General features: G+C 41.0%; 23 protein-coding genes. 11 read left to right on the forward strand and 12 right to left on the reverse strand.

Annotated elements, in window-relative coordinates:
- Nucleotides 1-28: 28 nt before the first annotated feature.
- On the reverse strand, nt 29-1,762 hold the full coding sequence (locus F8S12_RS14655) for a serine/threonine-protein kinase (protein WP_196516919.1): 1,734 nt from the start codon (nt 1,760-1,762) through the stop codon (nt 29-31).
- A 540-nt stretch (nt 1,763-2,302) separates the two neighbouring features.
- Between F8S12_RS14655 and F8S12_RS14660 the strand changes: the two genes are divergently transcribed.
- Nucleotides 2,303-3,004: a PEP-CTERM sorting domain-containing protein gene (locus tag F8S12_RS14660; RefSeq protein WP_196516918.1), complete on the forward strand. Its 702-nt coding sequence runs from the start codon at nt 2,303-2,305 to the stop codon at nt 3,002-3,004.
- A gap of 410 nt (nt 3,005-3,414) precedes the next feature.
- Here F8S12_RS14660 and F8S12_RS14665 read toward each other — a convergent pair whose 3' ends face one another.
- Nucleotides 3,415-4,974, reverse strand: a complete 1,560-nt coding sequence (locus F8S12_RS14665) for a YcjF family protein (protein ID WP_196516917.1) — start codon at nt 4,972-4,974, stop codon at nt 3,415-3,417.
- 125 nt (nt 4,975-5,099) lie between these two features.
- Between F8S12_RS14665 and F8S12_RS14670 the strand changes: the two genes are divergently transcribed.
- The 5 genes from F8S12_RS14670 (at nt 5,100) to F8S12_RS14690 (ending at nt 9,036) form a co-directional block, all read left to right on the forward strand.
- Nucleotides 5,100-5,237, forward strand: a complete 138-nt coding sequence (locus F8S12_RS14670) for a hypothetical protein (RefSeq protein ID WP_196516957.1) — start codon at nt 5,100-5,102, stop codon at nt 5,235-5,237.
- A 190-nt stretch (nt 5,238-5,427) separates the two neighbouring features.
- The gene (locus F8S12_RS14675) at nt 5,428-7,128 is read left to right on the forward strand and encodes a sensor histidine kinase (protein ID WP_196516915.1); all 1,701 of its coding nucleotides are present in this window, start codon (nt 5,428-5,430) and stop codon (nt 7,126-7,128) included.
- 153 nt (nt 7,129-7,281) lie between these two features.
- Complete coding sequence (locus F8S12_RS14680; RefSeq protein WP_196516914.1) at nt 7,282-7,806, forward strand: DUF937 domain-containing protein; 525 nt, start codon at nt 7,282-7,284, stop codon at nt 7,804-7,806.
- A gap of 129 nt (nt 7,807-7,935) precedes the next feature.
- Nucleotides 7,936-8,490, forward strand: a complete 555-nt coding sequence (locus tag F8S12_RS14685) for a pyridoxamine 5'-phosphate oxidase family protein (RefSeq protein WP_196516913.1) — start codon at nt 7,936-7,938, stop codon at nt 8,488-8,490.
- A gap of 36 nt (nt 8,491-8,526) precedes the next feature.
- Nucleotides 8,527-9,036: a GNAT family N-acetyltransferase gene (locus tag F8S12_RS14690; protein ID WP_196516912.1), complete on the forward strand. Its 510-nt coding sequence runs from the start codon at nt 8,527-8,529 to the stop codon at nt 9,034-9,036.
- Nucleotides 9,037-9,255: 219 nt separating this feature from the next.
- Here F8S12_RS14690 and F8S12_RS14695 read toward each other — a convergent pair whose 3' ends face one another.
- The 6 genes from F8S12_RS14695 to F8S12_RS14720 all read right to left on the reverse strand — a co-directional run bounded on the left by F8S12_RS14695 (nt 9,256) and on the right by F8S12_RS14720 (nt 14,937).
- Nucleotides 9,256-9,543: a hypothetical protein gene (locus F8S12_RS14695; protein ID WP_230968012.1), complete on the reverse strand. Its 288-nt coding sequence runs from the start codon at nt 9,541-9,543 to the stop codon at nt 9,256-9,258.
- An 18-nt stretch (nt 9,544-9,561) separates the two neighbouring features.
- Nucleotides 9,562-10,215, reverse strand: a complete 654-nt coding sequence (locus tag F8S12_RS14700; protein ID WP_196516911.1) for a glutathione S-transferase family protein — start codon at nt 10,213-10,215, stop codon at nt 9,562-9,564.
- 140 nt (nt 10,216-10,355) lie between these two features.
- Nucleotides 10,356-11,744, reverse strand: a complete 1,389-nt coding sequence (hisS, locus tag F8S12_RS14705; RefSeq protein ID WP_196516910.1) for a histidine--tRNA ligase — start codon at nt 11,742-11,744, stop codon at nt 10,356-10,358.
- An 81-nt stretch (nt 11,745-11,825) separates the two neighbouring features.
- Complete coding sequence (locus F8S12_RS14710) at nt 11,826-12,275, reverse strand: DUF3598 family protein (RefSeq protein WP_196516909.1); 450 nt, start codon at nt 12,273-12,275, stop codon at nt 11,826-11,828.
- Nucleotides 12,276-12,288: 13 nt separating this feature from the next.
- Complete coding sequence (gene aroA / locus F8S12_RS14715; RefSeq protein WP_196516908.1) at nt 12,289-13,569, reverse strand: 3-phosphoshikimate 1-carboxyvinyltransferase; 1,281 nt, start codon at nt 13,567-13,569, stop codon at nt 12,289-12,291.
- Between the two features lie 66 nt (nt 13,570-13,635).
- The gene (locus F8S12_RS14720) at nt 13,636-14,937 is read right to left on the reverse strand and encodes an RNA-guided endonuclease InsQ/TnpB family protein (RefSeq protein WP_196516955.1); all 1,302 of its coding nucleotides are present in this window, start codon (nt 14,935-14,937) and stop codon (nt 13,636-13,638) included.
- 102 nt (nt 14,938-15,039) lie between these two features.
- Between F8S12_RS14720 and tnpA the strand changes: the two genes are divergently transcribed.
- Nucleotides 15,040-15,447 carry an IS200/IS605 family transposase gene (tnpA, locus tag F8S12_RS14725; protein ID WP_196516907.1) on the forward strand — a complete coding sequence of 136 codons (408 nt, stop codon included), beginning with the start codon at nt 15,040-15,042 and terminating at the stop codon, nt 15,445-15,447.
- Nucleotides 15,448-15,609: 162 nt separating this feature from the next.
- On the opposite strand, the gene F8S12_RS14730 is transcribed toward tnpA, so the two are convergent.
- Complete coding sequence (locus F8S12_RS14730; RefSeq protein WP_196516958.1) at nt 15,610-17,142, reverse strand: RluA family pseudouridine synthase; 1,533 nt, start codon at nt 17,140-17,142, stop codon at nt 15,610-15,612.
- 134 nt (nt 17,143-17,276) lie between these two features.
- On the opposite strand from F8S12_RS14730, the gene F8S12_RS14735 reads away from it, so the two are divergent.
- On the forward strand, nt 17,277-17,417 hold the full coding sequence (locus F8S12_RS14735; RefSeq protein ID WP_196516551.1) for a type II toxin-antitoxin system HicA family toxin: 141 nt from the start codon (nt 17,277-17,279) through the stop codon (nt 17,415-17,417).
- 140 nt (nt 17,418-17,557) lie between these two features.
- On the opposite strand, the gene F8S12_RS14740 is transcribed toward F8S12_RS14735, so the two are convergent.
- The 3 genes from F8S12_RS14740 to F8S12_RS14750 form a co-directional block, all read right to left on the reverse strand.
- Complete coding sequence (locus tag F8S12_RS14740) at nt 17,558-17,833, reverse strand: prevent-host-death protein (protein ID WP_196516552.1); 276 nt, start codon at nt 17,831-17,833, stop codon at nt 17,558-17,560.
- A 250-nt stretch (nt 17,834-18,083) separates the two neighbouring features.
- Nucleotides 18,084-18,194 (reverse strand): WD40 repeat domain-containing protein, encoded by a 111-nt coding sequence (locus tag F8S12_RS14745; protein WP_196516553.1) that lies wholly within the window; start codon nt 18,192-18,194, stop codon nt 18,084-18,086.
- A gap of 576 nt (nt 18,195-18,770) precedes the next feature.
- The gene (locus F8S12_RS14750; protein ID WP_196516554.1) at nt 18,771-20,117 is read right to left on the reverse strand and encodes an NAD(P)/FAD-dependent oxidoreductase; all 1,347 of its coding nucleotides are present in this window, start codon (nt 20,115-20,117) and stop codon (nt 18,771-18,773) included.
- A 946-nt stretch (nt 20,118-21,063) separates the two neighbouring features.
- Here F8S12_RS14750 and cysE point away from each other — a divergent pair.
- The 3 genes from cysE (at nt 21,064) to F8S12_RS14765 (ending at nt 22,630) form a co-directional block, all read left to right on the forward strand.
- Nucleotides 21,064-21,819: a serine O-acetyltransferase gene (gene cysE / locus F8S12_RS14755; protein WP_196516555.1), complete on the forward strand. Its 756-nt coding sequence runs from the start codon at nt 21,064-21,066 to the stop codon at nt 21,817-21,819.
- An 80-nt stretch (nt 21,820-21,899) separates the two neighbouring features.
- On the forward strand, nt 21,900-22,145 hold the full coding sequence (locus F8S12_RS14760) for an Asr1405/Asl0597 family protein (protein WP_196516556.1): 246 nt from the start codon (nt 21,900-21,902) through the stop codon (nt 22,143-22,145).
- A gap of 287 nt (nt 22,146-22,432) precedes the next feature.
- Complete coding sequence (locus F8S12_RS14765; protein ID WP_196516557.1) at nt 22,433-22,630, forward strand: DUF2949 domain-containing protein; 198 nt, start codon at nt 22,433-22,435, stop codon at nt 22,628-22,630.
- The last annotated feature ends 326 nt before the right edge of the window (nt 22,631-22,956 follow it).

Genomic DNA, 22,956 nt, shown 5'->3' on the forward strand with positions numbered 1-22,956 from the left:
TGATGCAAAAGTCTGAAATCTTTATTGTTTAGTGAAGAATCAAGCCCCTCCGGGGTGGTAACAAGGAACTCTTAACAGAGATGGAAGCTACTTTTTGATGTTCAGCTACCAGGCGTTGCTTTTGAATATATTCATTCAGTTTGACTTGAGCTTGAGCGTAAACTAGAGTATCTTTGGGAATATTTCGGAGAAGTTTCACAGCACTATTAAAATCACCAATAGATGCTTTTTTATACGCTTTCTGTAAAAAATATGCTGCTCTGATCTGCCGCTTTCGACTGTATTCGGCCAACTTGTCTTGAATTAAAGCACCTGCGGAACTTTCTTGAGGAATTTGACGCAGATAATTTAAGGCAGCAGAAAAGTCTTTTTTCCTAGCTCTTTCGTAAGCTTTTAGTAATAAATTTTCCGTCTGGGCTTCAATGTTGACGTATGCTTGCTGAACTAATTTATTTGTTTTAGATTGCCAATACAAAATATCTGGAACTTTAGCCGATGCCTGAAGAACATCCGACCATCTGCTCTCATTAAAAGCTGTTTCAGCTATTTGATATTCCTGTGCGGCTACTTGCCATTGCTGTTGCCATTCTCCCATTGTGGCTTGAGCTTCTGGATAAACATTGCTGTGAGAGGGAATTGATTTAACCAGTGCGATCGCTTCTTGCAAATCCCCTGCTTGATATTCTTTTTTTGCTTGATATAAAGCGTCTGTTTCTGAGTACGCGGGTGAAGTATTAATTAAGGAATATACACCAAATCCCATCAATAAAGAGTTAGCCGCCAGCCCTACTTTCATTCCTGTTAATAACGTCGATGATTTCCTATATGTAGGATTTTCAGAATTATCATCTTCAATCGCCGCTTCTATAGGAAAGTAATCATCTACTTCTAATATTTCTGGTGGCTGAGTTTCCCAGATTATTTGTTTAAGTACTCGCAGTACCTCACCCGCAGACTGAAAGCGATCTTCGCAATCATAGCGGATCATTTGGCTGAGAACAGCAGCTAGATAATCGTTAACTGGTGTGTTTTGCGATCGCCAAAAAATTTCATTAGTATAAGGATCAGCCTTTAATTGTAGTGGTTCTAACCCAGTTAAAGCTTGGATGGCAATCATACCCAAAGCATAAATATCACTGTTGGGTTGTGTTTTACCAATAAATTGTTCTGGCGGTATATACCCCAATGAAGTGACGGGAATTCTATAAATTGGCAATTCCGCACCTATGCCAAAATCGATAGACTGGATTGAACCAAAGTCAATCAATACTAACTTACGTAGGGCTTCGCCATTACGTCTAATCAAGTTTTCTGGTTTAATATCGCAATGGATAATGCCTTGAGAGTGAACAAATTCCAGAATACCTAAGACATCTATCAAGAATTCTACAACTTTGCTTTCACTCCACAGACACCCCCACTCTTGATTGATGGGCAATTCCGCAGTCAGCGTATGTCCTTCAATCCACTCTTGCACTAAATAAAATCGCTCGTTTTCTTCAAAGCAGGCGATGAATTCTGGAATTTGGTGATGGCTTCCCAGCAGCTTGAGGGTTTGGGTTTCAGTCAGAAACAGTGACCTCAGCATCTCCAAGTAGCCGGATTCAGAACTGCTAACTTTTATCTGCTTAACAACGCATTTGGGATTATGTGGATAATCTACATCTATAGCAATGTATGTTTGTCCAAATACCCCTGCACTCAGGCTTTGGACAATTTCGTAACGCCCTTGTAGTAATTTACCGATTATGTGCTGGCTCATGACCTGGTTACTCAGTAAGTCCTTTTATTTAGTTTTTCTGACATTCCTTCGTGTTTCCGGAATCATTGAAGAATAGATTTCCAGAACATTAATACTAAAATACAAACTTGATTTCTTTCAGTATTTTTACTTAAAAAAATAGTATTTTAATTTATCAAAGGTTATTATAATTATTAAATATTAATATCACGATATTTTTTTATATAACTAATAAAAAATCTCAAACTTAAAAGCTATTTTTTGTCTTTTTGCAAGAGATTACACGTAATTTGAAGGGGAAAAATGGAGAAGCCATAAAAACTGTATAAAGTTTATATGTTTTTACTTACGATGGTATTCTATAGTATCATGTTACTAACAGCATTGTTTAATCTAATACATAATTTACAGTGCTAATACAACCCTAGTTCAATACTGAATTTTTCACTATGCTTAGTTACTCTGATTGTGGAGCAACTGTGTCCTTTGAAAATCAGTAATTGCACAGGAAAAATTTTTGTGATTTTCACTTAAACCGATTCAAATTTAGAGGGATATTCCATGAAAAACTGTTACAAATTGGCAATTACGGCTGCTATTGTTGGATTCGGATTAGGAACGCTGAACGTAGCGCAAGCAGCAACTGTTAGTTTGACTAGTTCAAATCAAGGTTGGTGGAGTACGGATAGGAGTAACCAGAATCAGAACGAAAACTATATAACTGGAAATCTCGGCATCGAAGGTTTTCGTAGCTTTTTTACATTCGATCTTGGTACTCTAGCTAGAGTCTCCACAGCAACTTTACAAGTTCAACGATATGAAGGTTCAGTAAATCCAACAACGACTCTAGGTTTTTTTGATGTTGAAACATCTGCTGATGTACTTAGTCAAAAAGTTAATAACCCAGATATCAATATTTATAACGATTTGGGAAGTGGGAAAAACTATGGAACCTTTAATGTCACCAACACTTTTGGCAATTCAGACGAAATCCTAAATTTTGTTCTCAACTCGGACGCTATTGCAGATATTAATGCTAGAAGCGGGAAATTTTTCTCAATTGGAGGTGCGCTTCTGGGTGTTCTTGAAACTGAAGACCAGGTTCAGGTTCTATTTGGAGCTAGTGGTGATTCGTCTGCGATACTTGTGGTTGATGCCGATTTAGTCCCTGTTCCAGAACCTGCCACTCTTAGCGGTATAACACTTGCTGGTATTACGGGTTGGTGGCTAAAGCGCAAAAGAAAAGCGTTCCAAGCTCTATAAACTAATCTAATTTGATGTCTGTCCAAAAAAGTATTTTTTCCTAAAAAAATGTTAATGCTCTTGCAAAAAAGCAAGAGCATTTTTGACACTAGCAGGACTCACGCAAACAAGGCATCACCGTGCCAAACCGGGTTAATTGTACTCTAAGGCTGAAAGTAAGATGAGGTAAGCCTTTCAAGAAGCGCTTTTTGGTGAAAAAACTATGATTATGCTGCTAGTTTTGATCGAGTTTGAACGAAAAATCGTCGTTTCAGGCACTTGAATTTGTCTTAGCGTACAAAAAACCTTTTTTGGCACGGTGATGCCAACAATAGCCGAAACCCTTATTTTTAATAGAGGCAATTTATGAATTGCCCCTACAGCGTGTGGTTTTACGTAAGTCCTAACTAATTTGTAAAAAAAGTTTATAGTTATTGAGATTTTTCTCTGCTTTCTTGTTCCTCTATAGCCTCGGATTTATCTTGTAAAGGTTTCACTACTCGCGCGATCGCTTCCTGAATAAAAGCTTTAATAAATTCATCTCGGCGATTAATTTGAAACTGTCGCTGCACAACTTCCGTCATTCCACCATCACCCCAATCTTGGTCATGACGAAAATATTCGATAAAACTTTTACCAGCAATTCGTGTTAAATAAGCTGCTGTCACGCCTTGAATCGCTCTACCAATAATAAAAGTAGCAACATTGAGCTGCAAAGCTGTAGATAATAATTGAATTGCTCCCTTGACAATGCCTAAACTAGCGATGGTTTTCGCTAAAGAAAGGGCTAACTCTCGTCCCCGTTCCATATTCAATTCACAGCCGTAAACTCTCCCAATTTCCACAACCATTTGAGCATTAACTGCGGCTGTTGCTAATAAATCTACGACTGGTATAGGCGTGACTGATACCACCCCAGCACCAATCCACTGAAACCGCTCCACGATTTTGTCAGCTTGACGGCGACGTTGGCCATCAATGAGTTTTCGCGCCTCGTCTCCCAATCGCAGAGATTGCAAAAGAATGTTATCCGCCACCAAGTCTTCACCCTCGGCGCGTAAAACAGTAGCTGTGCGCCGCAGCAAAGGAACAATATCTGGTTCCGGCTGGAAGGTTTCGCCAGTTTCTAGTTGTACAGATTGGGGATTAGCAGCGATCGCCACCACATCATTAGTAGCAATAAATCCCCGTACCCGTTGACGCAATCTAGCGAGGATAGCTTCTTTATCTTCATCTGTATATAAATCAGTTTTATTGAGAACTAAGAGCGATCGCTTACCAATTTCTGCCAACCCCCGCAACGGCTCATATTCTGAGCGACGTAAATCATTATCGACCACAAACAACAGTAAATCTGCTTCTGTTGCCAGTTCTCGCGCCATTTGTTCCCGTTCTGTCCCCGCCACACCCGCTTCTAAAATCCCCGGCGTATCTGTAATTAAAATCTTGCGTTCTAATCCCTTTAACCGCAGACAATAGGTTTCCCCAACTTGGGTTGTACCCATCGGTGCATCCACCTGACCAACCATCCGCCCCATAATCGCATTAACTAGGGAAGTTTTACCAGCACTTCCCGTACCAAATACCACTACTTGAATTTCACCCCGGGCTAAATTTGCCTCAATCTCCCGCGAGCGACTTAATAAAGCTTGGCGTGCTACCTCATCTTGAATTTGCCCTACCTGTTGCCGCACAGCCTGGAGAGTTGTAGAAGCAGCGTCAGATTTGCCAGCCGGAATTTGCGCCGCAGTCACTCGCTTAGGGTTGCGGCGCGATCGCTTTTCCCCAGCCCGAATCACCACTACATAATAGACAAAAGCAGCAACCAAAGCTCCTATAAGCACAATCAGCAGCAACAACAGCAGATTGCCTAGCAACGGCGAATAGGACAATTGCCAGTAAAGCCGTGATAGGGAATCAATTAGCCATAGGGCTAGCCCCAAAATGACGATCAGACCAACAATCAGCGTTATTATGCGTGACAGAGGCATGGCTGGGATAAATTAGTGGGTATTTAAGTAAGCAGATGCTTCTGATCTTAATAGTTTCAGTATTTTTTACCAGAGTAGTAAGAAGCAGCTTTTAATCAACGAGGCTAAAGTTTGAGCCTCTGAGGGTGGAAGTTGAGCCTCTGAAGGTGGAAGTTGAGCCTTTGAGGATGGAAGTTGAGCCTTTGAGGATGGAAGTTGAGCCTTTGAGGGTGGAAGTTGAGCCTTTGAGGGTGGAGGTTGAGCCTTTGAGGGTGAAACTTTAAGTTCTAACTTTTCACTACCCAATACTTCTAATCTTTATAGCTTCAGTATTTTTAACTAGGGTAGAAAAAAGCAACTTTTGATAGACTGAGAGCGCATTTTGGATCAAATTTGCTTTCACTCACTTGCGGCTAGATTCGTTGTTTTTGATGAAAAACCGCCGACTAAAAAAATTCAATAGCGAGTTATACCATGACTGCAACACCTGAATTAAGATACTTTAACTGGGTTCAACAAAGATTTCATCGGCTTAGTATTCGGCAAAAAATTTTTTTTGGGTATAGTCTGGCTTTGGGAATTGCAGTTTTGGGAACAACGGCAGGATTGATAATAGGCGATCGCTATTTCCAACAAGCTAGACAACAGAGGATACTGGCAGATGAGCAAGGAAGCTTGTTAAGTAGTTTGCAAGGAGAAATGTTGAAAATACAGACCCACCAGCAAGAAATACTGCCTTATTTGCAACAGCCACAAGCGTTGCAAAGGGGAATTTCTCATTTCAAAAGCGATTTGGCGGAAACTGAAACGTTGCTTTTTCAGATGGAGGAATTTAGTCAAACCAATTTGCAAGCAGATTTACAAACTTTGCTCACAAAGCATGACAGCACGATCACTGTATATTTTCAGCAACTTAGATCGCTAATTCAGCAAATTTTGCCATTAAGTTCACAGCCAGAGGGAGCACTAAAAGCGGAGCAATTAATCTTGCAATTTAGTCAAAGTCAGGATGCTCTGAAGTTTTATGAATTTGCCCATGAGTTAACCGAGTTTGCCAAAACAGTTCAAGAACGCCAAGAGGAGGCTGGTATAGCCCAAGAACGGGCTGCGTTAATCCAAGCTGAAATTATTATTGGTAGTATGCTGCTGTCAGTAGCGATCGCTGCCATGCTTGCTTTCTACACAAGTAGAATCATCGCTTATCCCATTAACGCGGTGACGAATATCGCTCAAAGAGTTACCCAAGAAGCCAATTTTGATTTGCAAGCGCCTGTAACTACAGAAGATGAAGTTGGTGCATTAGCTAGCTCCCTTAACCAGCTAATCCAACAGGTAAAGCGCCTTTTAGAAGAACAACAAGCCGAGGCTCAAGTCCGATTAATTGAAAGTGAGAAAATGTCTAGTTTGGGACGGATGCTGGCTGGTGTTGCCCATGAAATTAATAATCCTGTAAATTTTATCTCTGGTAATCTTATACACGCCAAAACCTATACTGACGACTTATTAAGACTACTAGAAACATACAAAGCCGAAGTTTCTCAGCCTTCCACTGCTCTGCAAACTTTAGTAGAAGAAATTGATTTGGAGTTTCTAGAAAAAGATTTGCCAAAACTCTTTAACTCAATGACAGTTGGCGCTGACCGCACACGAGAAATTGTCCGAAGTTTGAAAGATTTCTCTCGTTTAGATGAGGCGGAAATGCAATTAGTAGAGCTACACGCTTGTATAGATAGTACACTGTTGATTCTGAACGATCGCCTGAAAAATAGTATTAACCTTGTTCGCAAATATGGGGATATTCCACCGATTCCAGGCTACACAGGTTTACTTTATCAGGTATTTATGAATCTTCTTAGCAATGCCATTGATGCTTTAGAAGAAAAATCGACTGAGAATCCCGAATTTATCCCTGAAATCACTATTATCACAGAATGCTGGCAGAATGATTTGGTAGTGGTGCGAATTGCAGACAACGGCTCTGGTATATCACCAGAACATCAGCAGAAGATATTTGAAACCTTTTTCACCACCAAACCACGAGGCGTTGGTACAGGTTTGGGGCTAGCGATCGCATATCAGATTGTGGTAGAAAAACATCAAGGTAAGATTACTTGTCAGTCTGAGTTAAATCGAGGTACAGAATTTGCAATCGCTCTACCGATTTCTCACCCTTAAGATCCTAGCTTTTAAAAGTTAATTTTTTCATAATAGTCAGCAGCAAGTAAAAGGTGGCGTGTTTAAATCTTTTGGTAGACTTACGAAACGCCTATTCAAACACTTCAAGCCAATTTTCGCCAGCTTTTTGTGAACAAACGGAGAAACAAACTTATGGGACTTTTCGATCAAATTCTCGGTGCCGTCGCTAATCCTAATCAACAAGGTAGCTTAGGTCAACTAGGAAGTATTGTTAACACTGTACAGCAGATGAGCGATCAAAGTGGCGCAAACCCCTCTACCATCCAATCAGTTTTGTCAATTGTGGGTGGCCAAGTGCGTTCTGCTTTACAACAAAAGCAAGCCACAGATGGTAATGAAGCCGCACAAACTCTAGTAAATCAATATGCTGGTACTTCTTCCAACTCCCAAGCTGTCGATTCGCTGTTTTCTCCTGACATACAACAGCAGGTAGCTGAAGTTGCTGCCCAACGCACTGGGCTAGATGCTGGTATAGTTCAACAATTGCTGCCAGTAGCAGTACCTTTGGTACTTAAGTTTTTGCAATCAGGTGCCAATGCCCAAAATCCCCAAACTGGTGGTAATTCTGTACTCAATTCCTTCTTAGATGCTGACGGCGATGGTGATGTCGATATCGCTGATGCCATCCACATGGCTAGTCAACATATAAGACGGTAATAATTTTCTTCCCACTCTCTGATGATAAACCGCTCGTCCTAAGACATCGGCAATTAGGACTTGCTAGATATTTAGCTAAGACATAGGCTGAGAAGATAGTATATTTGCAAATATTAAGTCAGACAGTCTATGGCTAAAATTTTTGACTGTATTACTGAGGAACTGCAAGACTTTATTGCTGCCCAACAGCTTTTCTTTGTTGGCTCTGCACCCTTGAGTCCTACGGGTCATGTTAACCTCTCTCCTAAAGGTTTTGACTGCTTTCGTATCCTCTCCCCTAACCAAGTAGCTTACCTCGATCTCACAGGCAGTGGTAACGAAACCTCAGCCCACTTGCAAGAAAATGGGCGGATAACCTTCATGTTTTGCGCTTTTGCAGAACCCCCATGTATTCTACGTCTCTACGGTCAAGGAAACACAATTTTACCGAATTCTCCAGACTGGAACTCTCTGTATTCTCTGTTTTCGCCAATACCTGGGAATCGTCAAATTATCGTCGCTGATATCCAAAAAGTACAGACCTCCTGTGGTTTTGGCGTACCACTTTATGAATATCAAGGTCAGCGCCAGATATTAGTAAACTGGGCTAGTAAAAGAGGTGAAGAGGGAGTTCGAGAGTATCAACAACAGAAAAATCTCGTCAGCCTTGATGGTTTAGCAACTCCACTGAGTAAATTACTCTAAATTTGTTTGACACAAACGGACTTTTGAGCAGAAGTTATGGATTATTTTACTCGTTTACTGACACAGCAAGACGAGCTTTTTCTATGGCAAATGCTGTACGAGGCGGCGCACATGGCAGAAGAAGGTAATTTAACAATGCAAGATGCGATGAATCATCCTGATTTAGCAAAATATGTTAAAAATTGGGGACTTAAAGATGATATTGGTTTCATCGCTATTTTGAAAACTAATAATCAGCCAGTAGGAGCAGCATGGCTGCGTTTACTGATGGGTGAAAATAAAGGATATGGTTATCTTAATGATCAAACTCCTGAATTAGCAATAGCTATTCTTCCCCAATATAGAAATCAGGGCATAGGAACGCAGTTACTAACGCATTTGTTAGCAGTAGCCAAAACATTTTACCCATCAGTATCACTCAGCATCAGAGAGACTAATCCAGCTTTAGGTTTATATAAACGATTAGGTTTTGAAGTGGTTGCTGGAAGCGAAACAATTAACCGAGTTAGCGGAATCTCTTTCAAAATGAAAATTGATTTTTATTAGCTTGTAGGGTAGGCATTACAATGCATTGGTGTCAACTTAAGCCAAAATCCCTTTTAAATCTCGTTTCTAGCCTCTGGCTAGAAATGCTGCTCATCGCGGCTCTGCCGCAAGTCTTGAGGCGGAGCCTCCCGTTAGGCATTCCCAGTCGGAGACTGGGAACGAGACAATCTCTAAAAGCATTGTCTAGACTGGTTTTTACGTTAAGTTGACACCAATGCATTACAATGCCCACCCTACTGTTAAATCATCAAGCCAAATTCCAGGTTTTGCTAAAAAAGTCGAATAGATAAAGTGATAGGTCGCCAACCCAATAGGATTTCTATCAACCTCAGCTAAAAGAACGAAAGCAAGGGGCTTTTCTCCAAATAAATCCATTTCTAACTTTTTCGGAGTTGCTTCTACAGATTCAGGACAACCATCAAATTCAGCTTTCAAATAGATTAATTCCATAATGGCAGCAATGTCTCTCTTGTTGGCATCTCGAACTGAAATATTTGTACTAATCATCTTCTTTTTACTATTTCCTTAAAATTCGTATTTGGGAATAATTTCTGTTTCATTCTGTGCTGCCTTTATCCACTCTTGCATTGCTGGAAGTGCCAAAACTGCCTCAACATAATCTTTAGAAACAGTATCTAACTGCACATCATAGGTTATAAAGCGCAAGATAACTGGAGCAAAAAACGCATCAGCAATTGTGAAATTACCAAATAATAGATTACCGCCAGCCCCAAATTTTTGACGAGATTCTCGCCAGATGTTGGTAATATAGTCAATGTCTTGTTGTACACCGGATGCTAAACCTTTACCAGGATATTTCTTACGGCAGTTCATCGGCATATTCTGACGCAAATTTTGAAACCCTGAATGCATTTCCGCAGTAATGGAACGAGCTAATGCCCTTGCTGCCTTATCTTCTGGCCACCATTGCCTAGTCGGAAATGCTTCAGCTAGGTATTCACAAATAGCCAGAGAATCCCATACAGTTTGTGTATCGTGCAATAGTACAGGTACTTTTCCTGATGGTGAGTATTGCCGAGTTTTTAATAAATAGTCTGGGCAGTAAAGAGGAATCCGAATCTCATTGAATTCCAAACCAAATTGCTTCATCGCTAGCCAGGGACGAAGTGACCAAGATGAATAATTCTTATTACCAATTACCAAAGTGAGTTGCGTCATATTTCTAGTACCTATAAAGTTGTTCAATTTAGTTAAGGGACTTTCAACAAATAAATAAATGATCCAACGCTAAGGATGCATTCGCGTAGCGTCTCGTAGAGAAGAACGCAAAGGAAAAGAAGGAAGAGATAAATCAACTTTTAGGCAAGTCTTTTTTTAACTTCCTCAGCCAAATTTTCTAGTAAAACTTCTACTTGGTCGCCTGTTTTTAAATCTTTGAGTGAGGATTTTTGTGCGGCTGCTTCTTCAGAACCAATAATTACACAGAATTGAATTCCCTGTTTGTCTGCTAGCTGAAATTGTTTACCCAAGGGACGCTTATCAAAGCTAGTTATAACATTAATTCCTGTCTGACGCAGATGTTGAGAAACTTTTAAATAAGTGGGCATTAAATCATCTTGCATATTTACTACCATCACCTGGGCTGGTGTAGCAGCTAATGTATTAAGAATACCAGCTTTGAGCAACCGGCTAATTAAACGAGTTAAGCCTATAGAAATGCCGACACCTGGCATTTTTTCGCCCAAAAACACCCCAACTAATTCTTCATATCTGCCACCAGAACAAATACTACCTAATGCTTCATGTCCTAATAGAGTTGTTTCGTAAACTGTGCCAGTATAGTAATTAAGACCACGCGCAATAGATAAATCAATACAAAAACGATTTTCGGCAACTCCCAGATTGCGAACACCTGCAATTACTGTTTCTATTTCAGCAATTCCCAGGCTCAAGTGCTCGGTTTCTGGTAGATTTTGTGTAAGGTGCTTGAGTTTATCTAATATTTCATCAACCGAACCATCAATTTTAATAAAATCAATAACTTTCTGAGCTTGTTCTGCTAGAATACCCTCTTTTTCTAAATCCTGTTTTACCTTGGCTTCACCAATTTTTTCTAAGGTATCAACGATGCCAATACAAGATTTAATTTGATTTTCAGTAATTCCCACAGATTTAAAAAAACCTGTCAGAATTTTGCGATTATTGATGCGAATCAGAAAATCGCCAATATTAATTGCTTCAAATATCTCAGTGATAATTGCAGGCATTTGAGCATCATAGAGCAAGCTGAGTTCACGACGAGCGACTACATCGATATCGCACTGACGGAATTGACGAAAACGCCCATCTTTTGCCCGTTCTCCCCGAAAAACCATATCCATTTGGTAACGAGCAAAGGGAAAGGTCAATTCATTGAGATGACGAGCAATATACGCCGCTAGAGGAACTGTTTGGTCAAACTTTAAAGCTCTTGCTTCTGAACCAGTTTCACCTGACTTATCTCTCTCAGCTTGTCGATTTGGTGGCAGAATAGGATCAATTCCATAAATGATATTGTCGCCTTGGTTGCCTTTAGCTTGGAGTACTTCTAAACGTTCTACCGCAGGTGTTTCAATAGGTGTAAATCCATAGCTTTCAAAAACTCTACGGATGATATCTAGCAAATATAATTCTAAACGCTTTTCGCTAGGCAAAAATTCTGGGAAACCGCTAGGAGTAGAAAAGTTTATTTTGTCACCTTTGGCCATGCGTGTACCTTACCAAGTTGAACTTGTTTGGCGTTGCTAAATGAAGCTAATTCATCTTTTGACTCAGCAACGCCGATTGTTTTATCTTAGCCGTTGTTCTTGAATTAAGGTGCGTTGAAAGATTTGATTGTTTTTAAACCAATGCCAAGTGCGGGCACGATTGTTACTGTCTGGACTAATGTAGATCATTTCATATAAGCTCATTTCTGGGTTTGTCTTGTAAGCAAACCACAAAATCACGACAGAATCATCAACTTCCCAAGCTTTACCTTGAATGCGATCGCTGTCAAACCATAGCTTATTATCTTTATAGATTCCGGGAAACTCATACTCTTCTTTTTTACCATCAGACCACTTGTAACGATTTATTTGGTAGTAGGGATAAAGTCCATTTTCTGGGAATTGACAAGTTAAGTAAGACTCATGGCTGTCAAGAATTTTTCCTGCTGTGTCAATTAATGTATAAGTTCCTACCCAATCACCCTCATGACGAGCCAGCACGGGCATTCCTTCTAGAATATTAGAAACCATGTTAAATCACCTTTTATTGTTCTAACATTTGAAAAAATCGGGTAAAGTAATCTGGAAAGGTTTTCGCTGTACAACCGGGGTCTTTAATTACAATCCCCGGAACTTTTAAGCCAGTGACAGAAAAGGCCATTGCCATGCGATGATCATGATAAGTTTCGATCGCAGCTGGAGTAATGGGGCCAGGCTCAATCTTGAGTCTATCGGCAAATTCTTCAACCTGGACTCCTAAGCGCCGCAACTCGGTAACAACCGCGTGAATACGGTCGGTTTCTTTATAGCGAATATGTTCCACATTGCGAATGGTAACAGGTGAACTGGCAAAGGGGGCGATCGCTCCTAAAGTTTGTACCAAATCTGACATATCGTTCATATCAATATCGATACCCAGCAATTGCTCTGGCCCTGTTACTTCGGTGTAATCATCGGATTCATGAATTTGGCAACCCATCTGTTCTAAGACATCGAGCCAAAGAATATCACCTTGACAGGATTGTTTGGTCAAATGCTTAACCCGCACCCGTCCACCAGTGACGGCGGCGGCGGCAAAAAAGTAAGAAGCATTTGACGCATCAGGTTCTATTGTGTAATGACGAGCCTGGTAACGCTGACCTGCTTTAATTTGAAATTGATTTTCACCGATTTCAATCACCTCTACGCCAAAATCTGCCATCAGGCGACAAGTCATTTTGATGTAAGACTGAGAAACCAGCGTACCCTCAACTTCAATAATTGTGTCTTGTTGAGCATAAGGCGCAATCATCAGTAATGCCGAAAGTTGCTGACTTGTTTGGTTGGCTTGCAAACGAAAATTTCCCCCAGAAAACTGCCCACCGTAGATGGTGTAAGGCATAAACCCAGGATTTCCCTCGAAGTTAACGGTTATTCCGCTTGTTTGCAGCACCGTCAGCAAATCACCCATCGGTCTTTCTCGCATCCGAGGAACACCGTCTAGGCGATATTCACCGTTACCCAATGCCACCAGCGCCGAGATAAACCTTGCTGCTGTACCTGCTAAACCCACAAATAAATCTGCTTGCTTCGCTGGAATTTCGCCTCCCCTTCCTGCCACTTGAATCTGAGCCAGATGAGGATTTAGAGTAATGGGAATGCCCAATTGCTCTAAACATTTAGCAAAATAATCGCTGTCGTCACTAAATAAGGCATTTTCTAAAATAGAGTTGCCTTGCGCCAAAGCAGCAACGAGTAACGCCCGATTGGTAATACTTTTAGAACCAGGAATCTCTACCGTGGCATCTATTGGGCGATTCAAAGGAGGGATTGCAATAGTATCCACTTAAAACCTCTATATAAGTGTTTAGCTACAATTCACTTATGTTCTCATATTTTGACACTCTCAGGTCTAAAGACACTGAGATTCTGCGGACAGAGTAAACTTAGGTAGCATCCAAAGTCTAACTCTCGCTGCGGTCGTCAAGACCCGCCTACCCAGTAAGCCTAAGTCTAGGCTTAGATTGCTGGCTACTTTTCGCAAAATATTCGCGCTGCCGTTCAAATCTGCATTTACAATTGAACCATTTGCTGACTGATACAGACCTCTTTTAATCCGCTTACCAGATGCTTTCCACCCAATAGGTTTTTGACCATATTTGGGTAGGGAGTCTCCATCTAGAAAGCTAGCTTTTGACGTGTAGGCTTCCTCGGTTTCAATAAATCTAATGCCGTGCAAATCACACAGTTGTTTCAATCGGTCTTTCAATTTACCCAAAGGCATTTGAACAAACTTCTGATTGTTCACTCTACCCATATTGGCATTAGACTTAAAACCCTCGTTCCACCCAAGTACTAAAGTACCAACGCCATATTTAAGGCAGTGGTCAATAATTAATCTTGCTGCTTTGTTAATCCCGTCCCGCATCTGGTGATTACGTTTACGGGTTACACGGTCTAACCAATTGTCCCAATAGCAAGATGGTTTACCCTCCTTACGTGTTGATACTTTCTTATTCCATAGCTGATTCATCGCCTTCATTGCACGGGCATCAATCAACAGGGAATTACCCAATGTATCAACACAAGCAGCTAAATTATCAGCAGTCCCAAGGTCAATAGACAACGCCTGATTTGTATCTAGATCGTGCTTTTGTTTGGCGACTTCGTAGGACATCTCAAGATAAAAAGCACCATTCTTAGGTAGAATCGTAAACTCTTTAACCTTTGAGTAGTCAATGTTTGACGGCATTGGCAGAAAGAACTCAGACACACCAAACCAACGCCTAACTGTCAACCCCAGAGAAAACCTAAGTTGTCCATTAACTAATGTTGGTTTTTGACCTCCTGAGTTTGGATAGGCGACTTTGAATAACTTTAACCCTTTTAGATAATTAGGTGGTTTCGGCCTGAAATGTAGTTCACCTTTTAAATACAAATCTCTCAATTCTTTGAAAGACTTGAACGCCTCTGTAACTGACATTAGAGTTTGTTGCATTGGCGTAGAAGGCAGAGATTGAGCAAGCATTGACTTTGCAATTGATGGCTCAAATGCTAAATCAAATTTGCCTGTCAACAGTTTATTTGTTTTAAAAAAAGTTTGTCGTGCAAAATAAATCCCTGTATTGTAAAGCTTGCCTGATTGCTCGCAGAGATATTCTAATAGCGCTTTCGTCTCATTCCTTGGGAACAACAAAACTTGTTGCACACCCATGCTTTTGTTAGGTTTTGCCACTATTTGCACCTACAAGATTAGTTGCTTTGCATATAGTAATTGATTATAGTAGATAAATTAATACATATCTACTAATCTAGGATGCTCACTCAGCAAGATTATAATACTCATAACCATGTCAAGTACTTGATTAACTATCATTTTGTGTTTATCCCTAAACGGCGAAAGAAAGTTTTAGTAGGTGAAGTGACAACTAAAATTAGACAGATATTTGCTGAATTAGCTATAGAGAAAAATTGGGATATTCTCGCTTTAGAAATAGCTCCTGACCACGTTCACTTGTTTGTTAGCGTCAAGCCTACAGATACTCCACATTTAGTAGTTAAGGCTTTTAAAGGACGCTCTAGCTATTTGCTGAGAAAAGAATTCCCTGCTCTTTTAAAACTTCCTTCATTATGGACAAGTAGTTATTTTGTGAGTACTGCTGGTAACATAAGCAGTGAGGCGGTTAGAAAGTATATTGAAGATCCTCACCATGCCTCAAATTAAGAAAAAAATACTACTGCGACTAAAGGAGCCACTGCGTTGCGCGGGTTAAGAGCGTTGTAGCAAGTGGCGTTCGCCCGTGCCGCTTCCCTCTCAGGTCTGAAGACGCTGAGTTTCCCGCATCCCGCGTATTCCTATGAGTGGGGAGTGGGGAAGGTTATATCGTCAAAATTGCGTTTCTGAGTGGATGTGAAGAGTTTCGCCTGTCTGTGGATGCTCAAAACGAAGTTCTCTAGCGTGCAGATGTAACCGACTTGCTTCTGCACAGCATCCATAAAAGCGATCGCCTAAAATAGTTACCCCAAGTCCTCGCGCATCAGCTGCATGAACCCTTAATTGATGAGTGCGTCCTGTTAGCGGTATAAATTCTATGCGGGTGTAGTCTCCTCCTTCTCTCGCCATTACCCGGAAGTGTGTCAAGCTGGGTTTACCGCGCTGCCAATCAACTTTTTGCTCAGGGCGATTTTGCGGATCTCCCCACAATGGCAGATCAATTGTACCTTGGTCAACTGTCGCAGCCCCGCCAAGTATGGCTTCATAAACCTTGTGAATCTGCCGTTGCTGAAACTGTTGGCTGAGTTGTCGATGGGTTTGGCGATCGCGTGCCAATAACAAAATACCAGAAGTTTCCTGATCCAGGCGATGCACAGATGCAAGCGCCATGCCATCGGGTAACAGATGACGTAAGCGACTCAAAACACTATCTTGGCGATCGCGGTAACGGCCAGGCACCGAAAGCAGCCCAGCAGGTTTGTTTACAGCAATCAGCCATTCATCTTGATAAAGAATGGGGATCTCTTCCTTGGAAAAATCTTTATTAATGATTGAAATAGGTTTCAACCCTGAGAGCAAAAACCCCATCAACGGCTGACATCGCTCGGCACAGGCTCCATAAAATTCTCCCGGTATTTTGTCCTGATTTATCGAAGACGCTCCCCACCAAAATTCTGCCATTGCCAGTGGTTTGAGGTTATGCGTTGCCGCATAATGGAGCAGTTTTGGGGCACAACAATCTCCAGTGCCAGTGGGCAAGCCTTCTGGCATCAATTGCTGCAACGATTGCGATCGCCCGGAAAAATTAGTCAGGCTGTAGCTAGCGTGCATCTGAGCTTGTAATTGACGAGATAATATTTTACGCTGTTGTTTCAGTTCGCTAATTCGCGCCTCTGTAGCTGTAATTAACTGCTGGAGGGGCTGTAATACTGCATTTTGCTGGCGTTTAAGTTGTCGTCGCTCAAGTCCCTGCTGACGGCTTTCTTCATCGAGTTGTTCAAGGGAAAGAGTTAGTGCTTCTCCAGTAAAAGTATTGCAGATTTGCTGACGTTTTTCCTGTCGTTGATGTTTGCAATGACGATGGCGATCGCTCATTTCTTGCAATTGCTGCTCAAACTCATGACATAAGGTTTCATACTGCTGGCGTTCGTTCAGTTGTTTCAAAGTAAGGAGTTCTTGCTTGATCGCGTCCAACTGTGCCAAAGTGCTGGCTTCCTCTAAAGCAACTCCGTCTCTTCCCGGAATTGGTGGTATCCAGCCTTCAACTACGCTGCAACCATTCAAAAGACCGGAGAAGGCTTTGAGTACCCGTTGTTCGCCATTGGATAGTTCAACTAATAATACTCCATACATCTTACCTTCACGAGAATAACAGTCATTGTTAGCAAGGTGTTGCATGAGTCCGTGGGCGATCGCTTCGGACATTGCATTGCGGGGTAATTTTAGGCGATGTCTACGACGGGCTGCGCCTACGCACAGAAAATAATTTGACTTAGAAAGTCCGGGAATTTACTCAGGGGAAGTTACAGCAGTGGGAAGGGTAAATGTAAGCTGAGTATATGCCCAAGAAAATCAGAGAACTCAAAAGCTTATTGCTGCAAGCAGGCTTTACCTACCGTCCTGGTAAAGATAGCCACACTAATTGGTATCATCTTCTCATACCTGGGAGAGTTACTATAGCAATCCTAAATGAGTCGTGAAAAATATAAATAAGGAAACGAACCGCCAAGAACGCCAAGGACACAAAGGGAAGAAAGAAGAAAGAGATATAGAATTTTCACAAATGATTTAGGACTGCTATAATTCACTGATAATGTTAGTATCGCAGAGAAAGCTCATACTATTCTTCAGCAAATGGAATAGGGCGATCGCTACATCGTGCAGGTGTCTCTAAAATATAATTTTCTTCAGCACAGATTTGACGTAGTTCTACAAAAGCATCTGCGAAGGAAGAGACTTTTTGTTGCTGATGCCAAGCAAGGAAGGCTTGAAAAAGTTTAGGTTCTACGATCGCCGCAACTAATTTGTCCTGCTTGAAGATTAATTGAGGTTCTGATGCAATAGCATCAATCACCTCTGGCAGTTTTTGTTGTGCTTCGTCAAGTTTCCAGTTCATTTGTTTTAAATGTTGGACTGCTGATTATAACTTAACGTAACTTTAGATATCGCTTGGCATAGATCCAGATAATCTTGATTAATCTGCGATCGCTTGCTAGTACTTCTCCATCGCTCAAAGAGTCGAGACAGAGCATAATCAGGATTAATCAGGCTGTGTTGTTGGTAAATTTTACTTATTTTTTGTGTTTTCAGCTAAATACTCAAAACAGCTAACTCAGCACGGGCTAAACGCCCCGCTACCGCTAACACTAAGGTAGCCGCCAAATTTTGATGGTGTTGTCCCAACTACTACCAACAAGGGTTTTGCCATCTGGGCTAATGGCGACGGAATAAACCGAGTCAGAATGCCCGCAGATCATAACTGTGCATCTATAAGCAAATGTATTTATTATCGCTTAAGCACGACCTACTTCTGGTAGAAACTGTCAAGACTACCACTGACAAGGGTTTAGCCATCTGGGCTATATTTGGTTTTGTTGATTTCTAGCCAGTTGCAGAGCAGGAACTGAACTCTGTTGAGCGCTGTATCAATTATGTAGAGCTATTCTACAGCACTCATTTGACAACTGGCATAGCTGGGACACCAGAAGCGGAAAGTTTTACCTTATCCCCCGTACACTTCTTTACTGTCCCGTTGTGTTGATATCTCCATTGAAACTGCAACTCGAAGTTATGAGATGCCAAATTGCCAAAATTGCTTAGGGCGGTATTTCATATCATGTTCGACTTAAGACTTATGTCATTGCGAGGGTCGCGTGGCAATCCCAAAACTTTGCGATTGCTTCATTCCACTTCGTTGCATTCGCAATGACATATCGTAAGTGATTTGCCGAACTTGATATCATCCCCATATTCTTTTCCTGGAACAGCTAATCTTCGCCCAAGATTTGCCACCACACTGCACTCATCACTCAATAGCCCCTTGTGATTTGAAGTTACAGAGGTGTCACAGAAGCCTGTTGCACCGTATTGTTAACAGTTTTTGGTTCTACAAAAGCTTCTCGACCTGTAATCAATCTAGAGCGACGATTACGAGTAATATAATTCCACGCCCACTGAAATACTACTAGTAATTTAGTGTCAAACTCGATTAAGAAGTAGATGTGAACTAGTAGCCAAAATGCCCAAGCAATGAAGCCTGTGAGTTTGATTAAGCCTAAATCTACAACAGCTAAATTTTGCCCAATCATCGCCAAACTACCCACATCGTTGTAATTAAATTGTGGCAAAGTCTGACCTTTAAGCCGTTGTTTAATTAGTTTACCTACATACTCTCCTTGTTGTTTAGCGACAGGTGCAACACCAGGTAAGACTTTACTATCTTGGTGGGAGAAGTTAGCTAAATCTCCAATTACGAAAATGTTGGCATAACCCTCGATAGACAAGTCAGGTTCTACAATTACACGCCCAGAGTAATCGCACTCTACACCTGTACTTTCTGCTAAGACTTTCCCCATTGGGGAACCTTGGACACCTGCTGCCCACAATATAGTTTTTGAGGCAATTTCTGTAAATTCATTGTCTTGCTTGAAAGTAACGATATCACCTTCAATATTTGTCACCCTAGTGTGAGTGTGGAGTTCCACACCCAACTTTTGCAAAGATACTGCTGCTGATGCCGATAACTCTGGCGCCATGTGTGGGAGGATGCGAGGGCCCCCTTGTAATAGTAAAATTTTCGTTTCTGAAGTGTCGATGCTGCGGAAATCTTCTTTGAGAGTTTTGTATGCCAACTCAGCGATCGCACCTGCTAATTCTACACCCGTCGGGCCACCCCCCACAATCACAAAACTCAACCAAGCACGGCGAATTTCTGGATCAGTTTCTTTTTCTGCTGCTTCAAATGCGCCAAATATCCGGCGACGCATTTCTATCGCATCTTCCACAGTTTTCAAGCCAGGAGCAACTTCTTTCCAGTCATCCTTACCAAAATAGGAATGGTTAGCACCTGTGGCGATAATTAATGTATCATAAGGTACTACTTCATCACCCAAAGTAACTTGTTGCGCTTTTGGATCAATATCATTTACTTCTCCCAACAACACCTTTGTATTCTTGCTTTTGCTAAATACAGATCGCAATGGTGCAGAAATATCAGAAGGTGCTAACGCACCTGTAGCAACTTGATATAAAAGCGGCTGAAATAGGTGAAAGTTACGTTTATCAATGAGAGTAACATTTACATTCGCTGCATTCAGAGCCTTTGTTGCATACAGTCCACCAAAACCACCACCAACGATTACAACCTGATGTGGTGCATTATTATTAAGTGCAACTACCATACGAAATATTTCCTTGTGTTAATAAGCTGTAACTATTCTTAACAAAGATGTAACAGCATTATGATAGAGGTTGCTGCTTATTTAGAACAATTGAAAAAATAATAAAAGTATTCAAAGTTATACCATTTTGAATTTTAGATTTTAGATTTTGGATTGGAAACCGCTTACTGTATCTGGGTTTCTCTGTCCATCTGTAGCAATCATTTTTCAAATTGATATTAGTGATGCAATACGGTTCGGTTAATATGTTTGGCTCTCGGAGATCCCCCCAACCCCCCTTAAAAAGGGGGGCTTTTTTCCTCCTTTACCCCCTTTTTAAGGGGGTCGCCACAGGCGGGGGGATCTTATCCGAACCGTATTGATTAGTGATGGGTCATTATCAAGAGAGAAAAGTTTAGTAATTATGAATTCGGCAAGCAGGTCTATTTGCACTCATTGAACTGCTTTCCTTCAACAATAAGATATTCACTATGAGCGATAACTATATTTTGAAACGTATGCATACATACAGACAGCAAATCCTAAAAGAAAATAAAGAAATCTGTTATTCGTCCAACCAAATAATAAGATACTAATAGTAGTAGCGTATACAAAAAACGATTTGTAGTTTCATTTAACTCATGTTTGAGTGCATCTGAGTACAGCTTAATATATTGCAAAATATCTTGATGAAATGTTTGCCAAGGCTTACAGGTAAAGTTTCTTGTAGCGAGTACAGAAATTCTTTAACCCTGCCCAAAAAATACTAACACCCCTATTGTTAAAGACTAGCGCCCCTACCCCAAGACAAATTTTAAGTTTATCTTGAGTAGGGGTTTCGGCGTTTGAGTACAACATTAATCAATCCAATAAATCCAATCAACATTAGTTTTCCTATCTAGTTGGAAGTCGCCTGATATAAGCATAAAAATAGCAGATAACTCTTTCTACCAGATAGACATTACCGATGCAACAGTCTTTAGACAATATTAGCGATGTCTACGACGGGCTACGCCAGACTACCAAAACGCAGAATTCTGCCCATACATCTATGCTGAAAAATTTACTCTCTGGCGTTTTTTTTGAGCCATTATTGAGTGATTTTCGCATTATTTTTGAGCGCGATCCCGCAGCCCGGAATTGGCTAGAGGTGGTGTTTTGCTATCCAGGATTGCACGCGCTATGTTTGCATCGTCTGGCTCACTGGTTACATTGTCGAGGAGTGAGTTTTATCCCCCGCTTAATTTCTCATTTGGGGCGATTTTTGACCGGAATTGAAATTCACCCAGGTGCAGAGATTGGTCAAGGCGTGTTTATTGACCACGGAATGGGTGTTGTGATTGGCGAAACTGCGATCGTCGGCGACTATACACTGATTTATCAGGGCGTCACCCTTGGCGGAACTGGTAAAGAAACTGGTAAGCGTCATCCCACAGTGGGTAAAAATGCTGTGATTGGGGCGGGTGCGAAAGTTTTAGGTAATCTGCAAATTGGCGATCGCGTCCGTATTGGTGCAGGTTCGGTTGTCTTGCGGGATGTTCCCAGCGATCGCACTGTGGTGGGAGTTCCCGGCCGAATTATTTCTCGGAATAAAAGCGCCAGCCTTTCTCCCTTAGAACATGGAAAGCTACCCGATGTGGAAGCAACCGTGATTCGTTCTTTGCTCTCGCGGATCGAGCAACTCGAAAAACAACTGCAAACTTTAGAAGTCAAGAGTCATTAGTCATTGGTCATTAGTCATTTGCAAATGACAACGGACAAATGAGAAAAGACAACGTACAAATGACAAAGGACAACGGACAAATGACAAATCATACTTTAGGCGATCAAGTATTGCAGATTCCTTTGAGCGATCGCTGGCGAATCTATCACCGTTTGCAAGAGTTAAAAATTAAGAGTTCCTGTCCCCCCGATGGTTCTTTACGAGTGGAAGTGAACAATTTGCTAGAAGCAATTCTAATTCGCAGTACGGTTATGCAATTTCTTGCTTCTCGTCACGAATTATTAGAGTGGCTAGAGCGTTGCTGGCATTACAGGGATGAATCCTGAGTAAAAATGAAAAGTTTTTCATACCCTACTCCCCACTCCCTACTCCCCACTCCCCCTTTTGTTCATAGATGCACAAACCTCGAATGAGTTTAGAAGTTGAAGTTACTGTCAGCTAGCAGATTTTGTTGCAAACTGAGAAAGATTAGTCGAGTTTTAGATTTTATCTAGTCTGCTAAATCTGAAATTTCCCTGACATATAACGACAATTAAAAAGGCGGAATTACCAAATTAAATTGGAATTTCTAATTTTTAACTCTTTTCCAAATTAATAAATTTAAAGTTCAACTATGCCGACTCGTAACAGAAATATAAAACTCCTCAACTTTTTGCACAATGAACTTGAACTTTCAAATGCTGATATTGCTGTAGCTCTGCGACACCGGGAATTAGAAAATGGCCCACTACCGATGCTTCTCTGGCAGTATGGTTTAGTTGACTTAGAACAGCTAGGAAAGATTTTTGATTGGCTAGCAGAACAAAGTTAACTAATTTGTATCCTTTAACTTTGAATATCATTACCTGCCTAAATTACACACCAATGCTCTAGAAAATATGAGGTCACTAAGATGATTACATCCTTAATTGCTGGATTCTGTGTTTTGCTTTGTTCCGGATTTGCTAATAGCTATATTAGTTCATTGCTACTCGAACAAATTTCAACTGACATCGGTAAAAACGATTAGTAAATTATACATGGTTTTAGTTCCCTGCCATACAGATGTGATGCTACTAATTGGACAATAATTAAGGATCATATATCCTACATTATGAATTGTGATATTTTTAGCATTTACCATTACTAGGGATTGTA

Source organism: Nostoc sp. WHI, from assembly GCF_015714725.1.
Classification (GTDB): domain Bacteria; phylum Cyanobacteriota; class Cyanobacteriia; order Cyanobacteriales; family Nostocaceae; genus Nostoc.

Bases quoted from the DNA above. Each gene is read 5' to 3' on its own strand.
- F8S12_RS14655 (WP_196516919.1), bottom strand. From the start codon at position 1,762: ATGAGCCAGCACATAATCGGTAAATTACTACAAGGGCGTTACGAAATT.
- F8S12_RS14660 (WP_196516918.1), top strand. From the start codon at position 2,303: ATGAAAAACTGTTACAAATTGGCAATTACGGCTGCTATTGTTGGATTC.
- F8S12_RS14665 (WP_196516917.1), bottom strand. From the start codon at position 4,974: ATGCCTCTGTCACGCATAATAACGCTGATTGTTGGTCTGATCGTCATT.
- F8S12_RS14675 (WP_196516915.1), top strand. From the start codon at position 5,428: ATGACTGCAACACCTGAATTAAGATACTTTAACTGGGTTCAACAAAGA.
- F8S12_RS14680 (WP_196516914.1), top strand. From the start codon at position 7,282: ATGGGACTTTTCGATCAAATTCTCGGTGCCGTCGCTAATCCTAATCAA.
- F8S12_RS14685 (WP_196516913.1), top strand. From the start codon at position 7,936: ATGGCTAAAATTTTTGACTGTATTACTGAGGAACTGCAAGACTTTATT.
- F8S12_RS14690 (WP_196516912.1), top strand. From the start codon at position 8,527: ATGGATTATTTTACTCGTTTACTGACACAGCAAGACGAGCTTTTTCTA.
- F8S12_RS14695 (WP_230968012.1), bottom strand. From the start codon at position 9,543: ATGATTAGTACAAATATTTCAGTTCGAGATGCCAACAAGAGAGACATT.
- F8S12_RS14700 (WP_196516911.1), bottom strand. From the start codon at position 10,215: ATGACGCAACTCACTTTGGTAATTGGTAATAAGAATTATTCATCTTGG.
- hisS (WP_196516910.1), bottom strand. From the start codon at position 11,744: ATGGCCAAAGGTGACAAAATAAACTTTTCTACTCCTAGCGGTTTCCCA.
- F8S12_RS14710 (WP_196516909.1), bottom strand. From the start codon at position 12,275: ATGGTTTCTAATATTCTAGAAGGAATGCCCGTGCTGGCTCGTCATGAG.
- F8S12_RS14720 (WP_196516955.1), bottom strand. From the start codon at position 14,937: ATGGGTGTGCAACAAGTTTTGTTGTTCCCAAGGAATGAGACGAAAGCG.
- tnpA (WP_196516907.1), top strand. From the start codon at position 15,040: ATGCTCACTCAGCAAGATTATAATACTCATAACCATGTCAAGTACTTG.
- F8S12_RS14730 (WP_196516958.1), bottom strand. From the start codon at position 17,142: ATGTCCGAAGCGATCGCCCACGGACTCATGCAACACCTTGCTAACAAT.
- F8S12_RS14735 (WP_196516551.1), top strand. From the start codon at position 17,277: ATGCCCAAGAAAATCAGAGAACTCAAAAGCTTATTGCTGCAAGCAGGC.
- F8S12_RS14740 (WP_196516552.1), bottom strand. From the start codon at position 17,833: ATGAACTGGAAACTTGACGAAGCACAACAAAAACTGCCAGAGGTGATT.
- F8S12_RS14745 (WP_196516553.1), bottom strand. From the start codon at position 18,194: ATGATCTGCGGGCATTCTGACTCGGTTTATTCCGTCGCCATTAGCCCA.
- F8S12_RS14750 (WP_196516554.1), bottom strand. From the start codon at position 20,117: ATGGTAGTTGCACTTAATAATAATGCACCACATCAGGTTGTAATCGTT.
- cysE (WP_196516555.1), top strand. From the start codon at position 21,064: ATGCAACAGTCTTTAGACAATATTAGCGATGTCTACGACGGGCTACGC.
- F8S12_RS14760 (WP_196516556.1), top strand. From the start codon at position 21,900: ATGACAAATCATACTTTAGGCGATCAAGTATTGCAGATTCCTTTGAGC.
- F8S12_RS14765 (WP_196516557.1), top strand. From the start codon at position 22,433: ATGCCGACTCGTAACAGAAATATAAAACTCCTCAACTTTTTGCACAAT.